The sequence below is a fragment of the Chitinophaga polysaccharea genome (assembly GCF_902150045.1).
In the GTDB taxonomy this organism is placed as follows: domain Bacteria; phylum Bacteroidota; class Bacteroidia; order Chitinophagales; family Chitinophagaceae; genus Chitinophaga; species Chitinophaga polysaccharea_A.
Genome location: NZ_CABFVU010000002.1, coordinates 1,084,431 through 1,098,249, shown reverse-complemented (window position 1 = coordinate 1,098,249; position 13,819 = coordinate 1,084,431). Strand labels below are relative to the sequence as shown.

The 13,819-nt window shown below is 45.6% G+C and carries 9 protein-coding genes and 1 tRNA gene; 2 read left to right on the top strand and 8 right to left on the bottom strand.

The features are described 5' to 3' along the window. Positions 1-96 precede the first annotated feature (96 nt). The 3 genes from FN124_RS19215 to FN124_RS19205 all read right to left on the bottom strand — a co-directional run bounded on the left by FN124_RS19215 (position 97) and on the right by FN124_RS19205 (position 2,809). Entirely contained in the window at positions 97-1,323 is a 1,227-nt protein-coding gene (locus FN124_RS19215) for a PepSY-associated TM helix domain-containing protein (RefSeq protein ID WP_142686373.1), read from the bottom strand. 164 nt (positions 1,324-1,487) lie between these two features. Continuing rightward, on the bottom strand, positions 1,488-1,688 hold the full coding sequence (locus FN124_RS19210) for a hypothetical protein (RefSeq protein ID WP_142686372.1): 201 nt from the start codon (positions 1,686-1,688) through the stop codon (positions 1,488-1,490). A gap of 110 nt (positions 1,689-1,798) precedes the next feature. Beyond that, positions 1,799-2,809 (bottom strand): glycosyltransferase family 2 protein, encoded by a 1,011-nt coding sequence (locus FN124_RS19205; RefSeq protein ID WP_260607541.1) that lies wholly within the window; start codon positions 2,807-2,809, stop codon positions 1,799-1,801. Between the two features lie 127 nt (positions 2,810-2,936). Here FN124_RS19205 and FN124_RS19200 point away from each other — a divergent pair, with 127 nt between their 5' ends. Both FN124_RS19200 and FN124_RS19195 read left to right on the top strand, forming a co-directional pair. After that, positions 2,937-4,085 (top strand): sensor histidine kinase, encoded by a 1,149-nt coding sequence (locus FN124_RS19200; RefSeq protein WP_142686370.1) that lies wholly within the window; start codon positions 2,937-2,939, stop codon positions 4,083-4,085. An 81-nt stretch (positions 4,086-4,166) separates the two neighbouring features. Further along, positions 4,167-4,250, top strand: a tRNA-Leu gene (locus FN124_RS19195). A gap of 605 nt (positions 4,251-4,855) precedes the next feature. On the opposite strand, the gene FN124_RS19185 is transcribed toward FN124_RS19195, so the two are convergent. From FN124_RS19185 to FN124_RS19165, 5 genes are all read right to left on the bottom strand, one after another. Further along, positions 4,856-5,980 carry a TlpA disulfide reductase family protein gene (locus FN124_RS19185; RefSeq protein WP_142686368.1) on the bottom strand — a complete coding sequence of 375 codons (1,125 nt, stop codon included), beginning with the start codon at positions 5,978-5,980 and terminating at the stop codon, positions 4,856-4,858. Positions 5,981-6,021: 41 nt separating this feature from the next. Further along, on the bottom strand, positions 6,022-7,527 hold the full coding sequence (locus FN124_RS19180) for a PKD-like family lipoprotein (RefSeq protein ID WP_185937268.1): 1,506 nt from the start codon (positions 7,525-7,527) through the stop codon (positions 6,022-6,024). 57 nt (positions 7,528-7,584) lie between these two features. Further along, positions 7,585-8,265 (bottom strand): DUF4843 domain-containing protein, encoded by a 681-nt coding sequence (locus FN124_RS19175; RefSeq protein ID WP_185937267.1) that lies wholly within the window; start codon positions 8,263-8,265, stop codon positions 7,585-7,587. Positions 8,266-8,344: 79 nt separating this feature from the next. Continuing rightward, positions 8,345-9,787 carry a RagB/SusD family nutrient uptake outer membrane protein gene (locus FN124_RS19170; protein WP_185937266.1) on the bottom strand — a complete coding sequence of 481 codons (1,443 nt, stop codon included), beginning with the start codon at positions 9,785-9,787 and terminating at the stop codon, positions 8,345-8,347. A gap of 10 nt (positions 9,788-9,797) precedes the next feature. Continuing rightward, complete coding sequence (locus FN124_RS19165) at positions 9,798-12,926, bottom strand: SusC/RagA family TonB-linked outer membrane protein (protein ID WP_185937265.1); 3,129 nt, start codon at positions 12,924-12,926, stop codon at positions 9,798-9,800. Between the last annotated feature and the right edge of the window lie 893 nt (positions 12,927-13,819).

The window sequence follows — 13,819 nt, the reverse complement described above, 5'->3', positions numbered from 1 at the left end:
AATTTTTATGGATTTTTTTTGCTCACCGCTGTATAACAACTCGCTGGAACACAACAGGGAGAAGCATTTCATCAAAAAATAAGTAATACTTTTTATTTACATTGTGCTCGCTACCGGTGCTTCGCGGATCACTACCGGCTTCTTCTTCGACTTCTTCCGTTTACCCCACCATACATAAAAACCTGTTACAGGTAAAGACGCGCAGATCAGGCTGATAACAAATGCCAGGATCTTTCCGGGCAGGCCGCCAATAGCGCCCACGTGGATATCGTAGTTCATTTCTATTAACCGCTCTCCGTTGTTCTTGTGCGAATCATTCCTTCTTCCGAGAAAAGCGCCACTATACCGGTCAAACGTCAGCTGGTCGCTTCCGTAGTAGGTTTCCACGCTTTTATTCCCGGTAACGGTGATCACTCCCTTCGGCCTTTCATCAGCATAAATATAAAAGCGCTTTGCCTCTTTCAGCATTGTCAGGGCCTTGCTATAAGCAATGTCCAGCGGATTGCTGCCTGCAGGCACCGGCGTTTGGGCAGATTCATATTGCTTTACTTCGGGGGGCGTGGTGGTGCCGGCGGCCACTACATATACCGTAGCCTCGAACCATTTAAACGCCCATACCATACCGGTAAATGCAATGACCAGGGCTATGAGCATCGCGTAAAAGCCCAGCACATTATGCAGGTCATAATTAACCCTTTTGAAACCGGCTTTCCATTTAATTTTAAAGCTTTTGTCGCGGTTGGCTTTATTCCACTTCTTAGGCCACCACATAATCAACCCGGTGATCAGCAGGATCACAAAAATAAAAGTGCTCCAGCCTACAATGGGCTGCCCGTATTTATCGTTCAGCAACAAGCTCCAATGGATACCTTTCACCACCGAAAAGAAATTATGCTTGTGATCAAGTCTTCCTGTCACCTGCCCGGTATAGGGATTGATCATTACAGATTCATAATACTCCAGGGTACCGAAATAGGTAAGCGCGGTATCGTTGCCTTTATAGGCCATAAATTCCCAGGCCAGGTGGGGCTGCCGGTAAGTGGTAATGGATGACAGTGGTTTATCGGGACCGAGTACAGCCTCAGCAGTCTTTTTCAGCTCGCTTACAGGATGTAAGGGGCTTTTTTCCGGGGTAACATATAATATTTTACGATAATAGAAATCATTCACTTCTTTCTGAAAAACAAACAAACAGCCGGTAATGCTTACAATAAGAACAATAATGCCTGCGCCCAGGCCGAGCCAGAGATGCAGTTTGTCCACAACTATCCTGAACAGCGACTTGTGCTGCTTCTTCTTTAACTTATCCGTCCGTTTAAACATACCAAACCACCGGTAGATATCATACCAGGATACAAAAGTCGATTCAAAAGAGCAAAAAACAGGATCGGATCGGGAAATTCTTTTACGCAAAACGGAATCACCGGCATAAAAAAACCTCCACCGGAATACCGGTGGAGGCTGGATAATTATGTTTAAGCGGCTGCTTACTTATATTTCGGATTGTACAGTGAACTTTCCTGCACCTTTACTTCCGGTTTGCCCTTGTATCTGTGTGCATAAAGTCCGTAGCTAACTCCCAGGATAAAGGCTACCAGACAAAACAATTGCACATAAAAGAGCCAGCGGGAACGGGAAACCTTGTCTATAGTGATGTCGTACTTGTTTTCTACTGTATTCTGTTCCATAATCAGTTTATTTCCGGTGCAAACCTACATAATGATTTTGAAATTTTCGAATTTTCGCGCTGGTAATTTTGGGAGATAAAAAGTTTTTCCGGGAGACAGATCAGCATTGATCAGATCAATTCAGAAAAATGTTTATGCCCCAGGAAGTAGTAACGCCAGATCATAATACCATGAAACACGCCGTTCATTTTCATCAGCTTCATCTCCGGCAGATCATCTTTCTTCACATACTTCCTGCGCCAGCGATAGTAATCTTTATAGGCGCGGTAAATGGCGGTCATATCCCTTGGTTTTCCCGCCACCAGGCTTTTTACACCTGCCAGTATGTCCAGGAAAAACCGCTGCACCAGTACTATCCAGCGGTCTTCGCTATGCAGGTTCTTCCAGAGCATCATGAGGTTGTTCCTGAAGTTCAGGTACAGCTTACGGGGATTTCCCTGCGGCAGGCTGCCCCCTCCCACATGAAACACCCTGGAATCCGGGCAGTAGCAAATCCGGTAACCTGCCCGCTGTAAGCGCCAGCAAAGGTCCACTTCTTCCATATGTGCAAAAAAATCGCGGTCGAAGCCCCCTACCTGGTGATAACAGGCGGAACGGATAAACAATGCCGCCCCCGTGGCCCAGAAAATATCCTGTACATCGTCATACTGCCCGTTGTCTTTCTCGGTAGTATACAGGATCCGGCCCCGGCAAAAGGTATAACCCAGGATATCCATCCATCCGCCGGCGGCGCCTGCGTACTCGAATTCCTCCGGGTCTTTGTAAGCCCTCATTTTAGGCTGGCAGGCGGCTATCTGCTTATCCTGTTCCATAAGGGCCACTACCGGCTCTATCCAACCCGGTTCCACCTCCACGTCCTGGTTCAGCAACACGTAAATATCGGCCTGCACATGCTGCAAGGCATCATTATACCCTCCGGCAAACCCATCATTATGCGGATTCCGGATAACCCGGATCTGCGGATAATGCGCTGTCACAAAAGCCACGCTGTCGTCTGTGGACGCATTGTCGGCCAGCACCAGCTGCAGGTTGCCATAGGTAGACCGGCATACAGAGGGCAGGAACTTCTCCAGAAAAGATCTCCCATTCCAATTTAAAATCACAACTGCTACGGATGGCAATACGGACAATGAATATTACGTTTATGCGTGAACAATTATTTTTGAGATGCAAATATGCAACAAACGATCCTAATATTTGCGAATCATTACAGAATCAGGTAAGCTGAATAAGGCTTAAATTAGAAGTATGTTTAAACAGTATATCGGTTGGAAGTTTGTACTGGCCTCCATAGCAGTGCTGATCATTGGCACCACTATCTGGTTTGTAAGTAATTTATCCCACAATATCCAGGAAGAAGAAAGAAAAAAAGTGGCCACCTGGGTGGAAGCCAACCGCGAGCTCCTGCGGGCAGGTTCTGAAGCTAACCTGAACCTTGCTGTCGACATTGTAACCAACAACACCACCATCCCGCTGATCCTAACAGACAAAACAGGTAAGATCCTGGACAGCCGTAACCTCGACTCCCTGCGCATCATCCAGGACCCCAACTTCCTCCGCAACGAGCTGCAGGCTTTTAAAAAGCAACACCCGCCGTTCATCATGGAAGTGGATTCCAGGCAAAAATTATATAACTACATCTACTACGGCGATTCGCTGATCCTCCGGCAGATCCGCTACTATCCGTACATCCAGCTGATAGTAGTGACCCTTTTCATTGCCATTGTGCTCTTTGCCCTGTCCAGTACCAACCGCGCCACCCAAAACCAGGTATGGGTAGGCCTGGCCAAAGAAACGGCCCACCAGCTGGGCACTCCCCTGTCGTCCATGGAAGCCTGGCTGGAAATACTGCGCGATAATGAGGCCAATGCCACCATTGTTACAGAGCTTTCAAAAGATGTGGACCGGCTTAAACTCATCACCGACCGCTTCTCCAAAATAGGAAGCGTTCCCAAACTGGAAGAGAAAGACATCGTGGCACAGATAGAGAACATGGCCAATTATATCCGCAAAAGAGCGCCTCAGAAAGTAGTGCTTACCGTTCACAGCGCAGAAGAAGAGCTCCCCGCCATGTTCTCCCCCCCGCTTTTCGACTGGGTGGTGGAAAATCTGTTAAAAAATGCCCTTGATGCGATGGAAGGAAAAGGAAAGATCGATATCACCATAGAAAATCACCCCACCTTTATCACAATAGATGTGGCCGATACGGGTAAAGGCATCCCGAAACTAAGCTTTGAAAAAGTGTTCAAACCCGGCTTCAGCACCAAAAAGCGGGGATGGGGATTAGGACTGTCGCTGGCCAAACGGATCATAGAAGAATACCACCGGGGCCGGCTGTATGTAAAATCCTCCGAAATAAATAAAGGCACCACTTTCCGGATCCTGTTGCGGAAATAATTGCCTTTTTCATGAAAATATGAATAAATAAATTTGCTTATTTTAAAAAAGCCATTATTTTTGCACCCCATTCTACCAGATGCGAAGGTGGCGAAATTGGTAGACGCGCTACTTTGAGGTGGTAGTGCCTGAAAGGGCTTGGGAGTTCGAATCTCCTCCTTCGCACAAAAGGAAACGATCGGTTTTGATCGTTTCCTTTTTTTATGCAATCAACAGGCTGATTTGCATTGTTTTATTGCTCCATTTGTGGTGCAATAATTGTGTTCGGGATCTTTCAGAAATTCTTAAGCCCCGATTTGTCATATAGCCAAACTGCAATGGAAAGGCTAATATCGGGTGTTCGATTCATTCATTAGGGTTCAGACTCTGCGAAGTTATCATTTCCTTCTGCGTTTTATATGTCCTCGCAATCAAGTAAAGGAAATCCAGTATTATTTCTGCCTTTTCCCTGCTTACCTTTATGCCGTTCCGGGATAGTAATCTAATGGCTTGATCAACAGATACCTTTCTACCTGAAAAACTACTCCGATTTTTATAATGAAACTCACTCTCATGTCCCGCACCAGATGGGAGTTTATTCTCTGTAAAGGATTGTTCAATAATGAGCAACCCTTTTTCTTTGGCATCCCTCAAAGGACAAATACCCTTATCCGCCTGAGGCTATCGATGTTATGTGCAACAGACTGCATCCTTCTGATAAAGGCAATCGGCTCATCGTGGATATGCTGGTGAAGATCATGAAGAAATGAGGCGGAAATTTTTTTGTAACATTATTTGGTCCCGAAGAGTTCTCTGAGCTTTTTATCGAGCGGGCCATCGCTTCCGCCAAAGCCTACTTCTTTCAGCAATATTTTGCCGGCCGGATCGATCAGGATAGTTGTAGGCACGCCAGTTACCGCAAAATGGCTTTGAGAAATATCTTTCGTATCCAGCGCCTGCAGCCAGGGGAGCTCTTGTTCTTTCAGACCTTTCAGCCAGTCTTTCTTATCCTGATCGATAGAAATGCTGTAGATCTCGAACTTGTCGCTTTTATATTTCTTGTATATCTCTTTCATATGTGGGAAAGACTGCTTGCAGGGACCGCACCAGCTTGCCCAGAAATCGATCAGTACGTATTTCCCTTTCAACTGGCTGAAACTGAGCGGTTTTTCTTCAGGCGTGTTCAGTGTGAAATCTTTTACAGTGCTACCGATGGCGGAATTCTTCATGCCTTGCATAAACTTTGCTATGTTTTTCCCTTCCTCTGTTTGCTGCATCTGGGGGGCCAGCATTGCGTAGAGTTTCTCCAGTTGCGATGTTTCCAGCAGGGAGAATACCCCATTCAGTGCCACAGCAGATGCATAGGAATCGGAATGTGATCTGACGAAATTTTCAAGCTCACTGCTAATACCGGCCCGCTGCAGCCTTTCGTATTCTTTTGTAGCCTCTTCAATTTTGGGATTGTCCTGCGTATACCATTTGTCGCCAAACTTTTTTTTCAACTGCTCCTGGACCTGCCTGGACACTGAATCCTGTCTTTCACCCCATTGACTGAATGCTTCGGCGGATTTCATACCGGAGATTTTCATACTGCTCATTCCTTTCGCAATATCGCCGCCAGACAGCGTGATGGTTCCTGCCTGGTCTACCACTAAAGCGTAGGGCACATACCCGCCTGTCATATTCAGGTCATATTCCGTATAGAACAGCGGCATGAACAATTTTTCGAACGGAAGGGTAAATTCGAAATGTCCATCGGTCATTACCGCGGAATCGGTCTTTACGCCCGTCCCGTAAATGTAGATCTTGTTGTTGCCCTTCGTATCGCCGGCAAAAGTACCTTTGATCACCACGTTCTGTGCCATGGTTTGCACAGCGAGCAACACGAGCGCTGGCAGGATTATTTGTTTTTTCATATGCTGTTTGGTTTTATTTTAACAGGTGTATTACGTTTCAGTTACCTTTCTCTGAACGTAAAACTTACAATTTTACCAAAGCCCTCGAAAAATTGTCTTGGCTCCAGCGGTTTATTGCCATCAGGAACTTTGTAAATACTGAGTTTCCCTGTGTTGGAAGGATTACTGTTCTTATATGTACATACAATAAGGTCCCGCTCCATCTCCAGGTACATAGCTGCATAGGGAGTAATATTGGCGTCGGGTTGCTGGAATTTATGGAAAGCTATTTTGCTGATGGTTTCGCCGTCAAGGTCCAGCATTTTAAAAGACTGCTTCAGGTCGAAGTCATATTCATACAACTTGCTGCCAGATTCGTAAAAAATATAGCCGGTCACCGGGCTCACAGCAAATTGTGTTGCCTGGCCAATTTCCTCTGCTGGCATTTCTGCGTAATAATTTGTTTTGCCATCGGCGGTAAATCGCAGCAGGTAATGTTTCAGGGAAGCGGTATCTTTCAGTATGGCAACAGCTTCTCCTCCGTTGTAGGATATATATGTCATATACACAAGGTCAAGGCCCCGTTGCTGAACTCCTGGCATTTCAAGTGGAAACGTGAGGGTTCCCGATCCGGGGTAACGATAGAATTTTTTATTTTCTGAATTAAACAATATCATTACATTATCTGCCGCGCCGGCGAAATATGGAGCAGCTTTATACCTGACTGCCCTGCCAGGGCTATTATTATCTGTTATTTCTTCCAGGTTGTTGACAGGCCCAACGAATCTATCATCCCAGTAGCCCTTGTGATAGACGTTGCCATTGTTATACATGTCTACATGGAAAATGCTGTATTCCAGGCTGGCTTTATCATAGCTGGGAGGATTTCCGGGAACAAGCTGATCGAAACCGGCTTCTGGTAAATTTTTTAGTTCATCTCTGTTTGTGATCCAGCCTCCCTCGGAAGTTACAATGACATTGTAAAACATACCCCCATCACTCATGCCATTGTACCGCAGAAATCCCACGGAAACCGGTGCACCGGAAAGCTTGACATCGGAATGCATGGTGTCCAGGATGTTTTTATACAGCCTGTTCTCTGCCTTATAAGTAGACAACATGTCCAAACGCGCTTCCCCATTGACATCGGATAAAACGAGCCATCCCATGTATGCTTTATTGTATATAGATAACAGGAAGGGTTTCAGGGTGTATATCCCGGTACGTTTGTCCGTTACCCGAAAGTACATCTGGGTGGTCCCAAGGTCCATATTCAGCACGGTATCTATATTCAGGCCGGAAAATATCAATTGGGGTCTCCAGCCTGTGAATCCTTTCTCAAGTCCCTGAAACCATTCATACCTATAGTTGGCAGTATCTGGTTGCGCATCTTTGGAAAACACAAGCCTGGGGCTAATCCTCAGCGGATCTCCATTAAAAACATAGTATATCGAATCAAGATCATTAATGGTAATCTCATTGATATCATGATAAATGTAATTGCCTTTGTCTTTCTGACAGGAAATGGCGAGTCCGTAAACACCCAGGATCAGCAATAACCTGGTCATCGTACTTTTTATGGTATTTATCATTTTCTGGTTATCATTTATGCAATAAAAAACATACTACTGGGCATCTCCTCCCATTTTTATGACATTGCCATTTTCATCCCGGATGATATTACCCTTTTCTTTTTCATTATTCAGGTATGACTGAAGCTTCCGGGCAAAGGTGCGGCATTGGGCAGTGTTATAATTTTCTTTTAACGATTTCTTATAAAACCGTATAATATCGATGCCAGTTATCTCTATAAGCAACTTTATTTTTTTCTCTGAATAAGTGCCCAGGTAGGAGCGGTAGGTATCCCAGTACGGCGGGATATAATATCTATACCCAAAATATATGCTGAAGCGATCCTTGTGAAGCACTTTGCCATTTGATAATGGCACGGCAGGCCGTGGCTCTACAGCGAAATATTGATTGGGGAGGACCTTTAATGCCAGCACGAATATCTCGCCTGCCTGGGCCTTTTCTTTCAGCAGCCTTATCCTGATCGTAGCCTTATCTGTATTTGCTTTTACCGAAAAGGTATCTTGCAATGGCAGATAATTTATCCCCGCTACAGCAGTGGATGCAATATCATCTATCACCACTTTGACAGGTCTGTCTTTATCGGACATCCGGCCCCAGACCTTTACAGTAACATCATAGTCGGTATAAGCCGTAGTATCCCGGTAAAAGGACACAGTTGCAGAATCACTGGAATTATTATTAAAGAAAATATTGTCTGAACCTTGATAGGTCATCAGTTCCGACTTTTTACAGCTTGCCAGCAGACACCCTAACAGGATGTATATTATGATAAAGTGTTTCATCAGTTCGTTTTTAGCGGTTACGGGTTTCAGAATCAGGCAAGGGAATCTTGTATTGCCTTTTTCCCATGGATATGGTTGCTTCCGGGCTCAGCGGATCAGGGATTGCAGGGAAGTTATTTCTTTTGTAATAGAAGAAAAGCTGTCCTTCGCCCCAGAATTCCCTGGCGTATTCTTTCGTCAGTTCCGTGCTGATATCATTTACGGCTGTAATATCCGGTAGCCCACGGTTGGCGCGGACCCTGTTCAGATATACGCTTGCCCCGGCAGTATTGCTGGTACATTCTGCCGCGATGTAGTACATTTCAGATATCCGTATCAGGGGCTGGAAATATCTTACCGGGCTTTCCTTGTCGTTTACTTCTGTGAACTTGTAGAATGTTTTGTAATTTTTGTTGGAGGACTGATCCAGTATCCAGGACGATCTATAACGGAAATCATTGGAATAACCGTAAACGGATGTCAGTTTATCAGATGTTGGAGCGAGCAGTTTTCCTGCGGTTATGCCCGCATTGAAGTAATTGCGTTGAAGGGTATACAGATTAATGTTCTCAATACCGAAGAGAATCTCAGAAGAAAAGATCCTGTCAGGATTTTCGATCCCGGGCAAAGACGCAGCGGCCGGCGACCAGGGAAAATATGGAGTAGCTTCGTCAATTACCTGTTGTGCGCATTTCAGTGCCAGGGCTTTATCATTCTTATATAGCGCTACCCTCGCTTTCAATGCCAGCGCTGAAAAATAGTTCATCCGGTGATTACGCAGCTTATAAAAATCCGCAAATACATCTGTCCCTGAAAGAGGCTTTACGCCTTCTGTACGGACCGGATCACTGCCTAGCTTACTGATAGCGCTATCAAGGTCGGCCAACACTTTATCCAGTACAGCTGCTGCCGGCAGCAAAGGGTTGGCAGCTTTGGAGGGCTCGCTGTAATAGGGAATCGAGATTTCAGACGGTGCTGTAGCCACTACCGGCCCAAACACCCGCAGCAGCTCGAAGTGGTGCATAGCTCTTAAGGCATACATTTCACCCCGGAGTACCTCTTTCCTGCTGTCAGCAAGCACTGTTGACGGAGTGGCAGCGATCTTTTCCAGGAGCACATTTATATTCAGCACATTACGGTAAGATTGTTCCCATACTGCACTAAATTTCTCTTTAACTTCCTTTTCATCATAGCTAAATTTAACTACGCCGTTGAAATCAGTTTTTTCGAGATTATTAGGGCTGTAATATTGCGCCAGTACGTCCATGGTGGTTGCCGTTAAATTACCGCCATACAGCCCTTCATCAGCCATATTCATATAGATGCCGGTAACTGCGCTATTAATGGAGGCTTCGCTGTTATACACGGTCTCTTCCAAAAATTCATCTACCGGTTTTACGTCCAGGAATTTTTTGCAGGAAACTGCGCAAAACAAAGAAGAGAGGAGTGCCAGGCAATTTATGTACCGGTTCATGTGTTGTGTTTTAGAAATAAGCATTGATCGTAAAAGAGATGTTCTCCGCAAAAGGATAGTCTGTACCTCTTTCTACCTGCACATTGGTGAGGCGGAAGATATCATTCATGGTCACGGAGCATCTGAGCTCCCGCATGCCGATGTACCGGAGCCAGCGGCCCTTGTCCTGCCGAAAGCTATAAGACGCATTGATTGATTCGCCGGCAAGAAGATTTTCTGTTTGTACAAACCTGGAAGACCTAGGAGTAGTTTCTGTAGTGGAAATGGCGCGGAAGAAACTCACATCCCCCGGATTTTTCCATCGCTTATACAGGGCCCTCTTATCCTGGTTGTTCCTCAGATCGACAAATGATATGTTTTCTACTTTATTGTAGAGCGTTTCATTGAATGACGATGCTCCCAGTGTATACCTCAGGTAAGCGGATAGCCGGAAGTCTTTGAAACTCAGGCTACTGCTGATCACCCCTTGAACTTTGGGTTGACTATTGCCTATTTTTACAATGTCTTCAGGCCGATAATGATCTGTATACATGTTGTTTTTTGTTAGAAATATCTCGGCTCCGGTCATAGGGTCTATTCCAAGCGAACGTACTGCCCATATGTCATCAGGACTGTATCCATCATAATAACGCTGGAGAGAATTTGATTCCCCGGCCGCTTTGTTGAAATTCTGAAGCAAGCCAGACAGCTTGCTGTACTTGCCTTTTACGATAGCGCCGTTAATACCCAAGGTCCACAAAAGATTGTTGGCCGGGCGCCGGATGGGGGTCACCTGCAGGTCCAGCTCCATACCAGTGATAGTGAGCGCTCCTACGTTGTTTGAAATGTCTGAAAGACCGGTTGAAGTAGGCATAGATACGGGTACTACCAGGGGATCGGTGAATTTACGGTAAGCATTTAATGTCATGAACACACGCCGTTTGAGCAAACTGAGATCCAGTCCAAGGCTGGTTTGGGTGGTTTTTTGCCACTGGAGATCAGGATTGCCCAGCTGTTTGATATTCAAACCCTGACCGAAGAGCCCTGAACCAGGCAAGTACTTGTAGGAGGTGTTAGATAGAAATCTTCCGAAACCCTGGTTGCCATTGATACCAATGTTGCCCCTTAGCCGGAGCTGGTCGAGCCATCCTGCAGATTGAAAGAATTTCTCCCTGTTAATATTCCAGCCAATGCCTGCTGACCAGAAGGGGGTAAAAAGGTTATTGGATCCAAAGCTATTGGAACCGTCAATGGTATAAGTCAAATCCAGGTTGTATCTTCCATCGAATGAATAGTTCAGGCTGCTCAGCAGGCTAACGCTTCTGGATGTGACGTTAAAGTATTGAGGTTTGGAATTGGGGCGATAACCGAAAGCGAAGGAGGGAATGCCATCCACACCAACCGGGAAGCCCACAAAATCTGACTTGATGCTTTCGTTCTTACTATTCTGAACGCTTCCTCTTACATTGAAGGTGATACTGTGCACATCCTGTATTATTTTGTTATAGGCTGCGCCCAGGAATGCCTGGTAACCAAGATCGTTGCTTTTCCCTTCACGCATACTTCCCTTCTCATAAACGGTCTTGCCATCGAAGCTGGTATTAAATGCCGGCACGTATACGCTGCTATTGTGAAATGTTTTACGTATCTGCAGGCCAGCAGAAAGCCGGATGTCTTTAAGAACATCCCATATCAGGTTCAGGTCATTGGAAATGGTGGTGCTATTGGATTTGTCGAAACCATTCAGCGTTGCATTATAGAGGGGATTGCCGATCTGGATAACCTCAGGCAAGGCGTAGTTGCCTGGATCGTATTGATATTCCTCGAGGTACCTGTTGGTATTCAGATTGCCTGCTCCGTCCGTTTTCCGGTAATAAGGACTGAGGGTTACATATTGGGAGAAGCTACCGTAGGGGGAGTTGGTGCTTTGGCTTCCATCAATGTACAGCTGGTTCGTAATATTGATCTTCCCGGTTCTATATCCCAGGTAGATATTGCCTCCCCAGGTTGTTTTGCCGGATCCCTTCATAATGCCTTTGGCATCCTGGTAGTTTAACCCCAGTCCATAGGTGACTTTCTGATCGCCGCCAGATATACTAAGAGAATGACCTATATTGAATACATTTCTTAAGGGAATGTTGAGCCAGTAGCTGTTTACACCCTTCTGCACTTCCTTTAGTCTTTGGTTATAAAGATTGATATTAGGGAAGCCGGCTACATAGTCGTTTTCTTTATACATACCGGAAAGCCGCTGGAATTCGAGGTGCTCTGCTGCATTCATCATATTATAACTACGCAGGTCGGGAATTTGCAGGTTTCCGTTAGCAGCATAGGAGATCCTGAACTCCCCGGCTTTGGGCCTTACGGTTTCAATTACTACTACGCCGTTGGCAGCTTTAGAGCCATACAAGGCGGTAGAAGCCGCATCTTTCAGAACGGTAATCAAGGCTACCCGGTTGACATCCAGGTCTACGATCCGCTGGAGAGTGGTTTCCATACCATCAAGGATGAATAAGGGTTGATTGGGATCGCGGGCATATATGTCATTGATAGCCTGGCCAGACATTGGATTAATGCTGGTTTTACCTCTTAATTCTATTTTAGGAAGCTGATTGGGGTCTGAACCCATCACATTGTTTCCCTGGATGATGAATGAGGGATCAAGTGTTTTCAGGCTTTGTAGCACATTGAGCGTACCCGTCCTTCGCAATTCTTCTCCGGTAAATGTGCTGGTGGCGCCGGTAAATGACTCCTTGCGCCTGTTGAACATACCAGTGGTAACGTAAACGTCCTGCAGGGTGGTGACTGCCCGGCTTAGCTGAACATCCAGGAAGTCGGCCCCGGCAACTTTGATCTTCCTGGTCTGGTAGCCCACATTGCTCACCGTCAGCGTTACGTACATACTGTTTACCGGAATAGCGAAACGGCCATCTTCATCACTGAAGACGCCGGCGCTTTCATCGGATGACCGGATACTTGCGCGTACTACCGGCTTCCGTGTTTCGCTGTCTGTTATCCTGCCCTTCAGCATTCGGGTACTGGCGCTATCTTCCTTGATTTGCTGCGCGGCGCCGGCGCCAATCGGAGTATCCGTTTGCGCTTGACCTTTGAAAAATGAGCAACAAACGGCAAGGAGTGCCAGAAGCATCCCCCGCTTCATAACACAAACCATTTTCATTACTTGTAGCGGAAACTGCAACACGTCTTGTTTACGCTTTTCTGTTGGCAGTGAAAGTGGCATATGTGCCATGAAAGAAATACAGGGCCGGCAATGCAACTTTTTTTGCATAGGTACAATGTATTTTCGGTTGATTTAAAATTTCTAAATTTGTGCCCTTAACATCAGCCAGGGTAATTAAGATTTTCTTTTCTTCATTTTAAGTATCAGCTGCAACTTTTAATTATGTCCCTTATTTTATTAGAAATGACCTAAGTTTCCTTATACCTTAACTCCATTCGAAAAATTGGCTATCAGACCAGGCTCCTGAGCAATGAATTATGCAGGGAGGTTTTTCATGAACTTTTTGCAAAATAAGTACACCCAGATAAAATATTATTAAACCTGTTTAATAAGTTGTGGCGCTACCCGCTTTATCAGTGGAAAACGGGAAGACTTCTGTTGCTGTGTTTGGCGTATGCTATGGGGATGATATGTTTGTCAGATAAGGGATACCTATGAGAAAGACGGGAGGAAGGTGGTCCTGATGTGGAGAGAATGTGTACCCGATGTGGAGGGGAAGTGAAGAGAGGTTAAGGGAGCTTTTCTGTATTATTGCAGGGAATAATACGTTTTTCCTGCCGGAGGAACCTTCATATCAATTTTTGTCACCCCCCTCAAAACCTCGCCACTCGTCTTTGACAGCCCTATCCAAAGCTCTTGGAATTTGCCTGAAAAGTTCTAACCCACTCCCATCTCCCGCACTTAAGGAAACGATCAGGTTTGATCGTTTCCTTTTTTTATCCAAATCAACAGGCTGATTTGCACTATTTTATTGCTCCATCAGCAGACCTGTCGCCGCCCGCACCCCTCGGTTATAAATTACTTTATCCAGG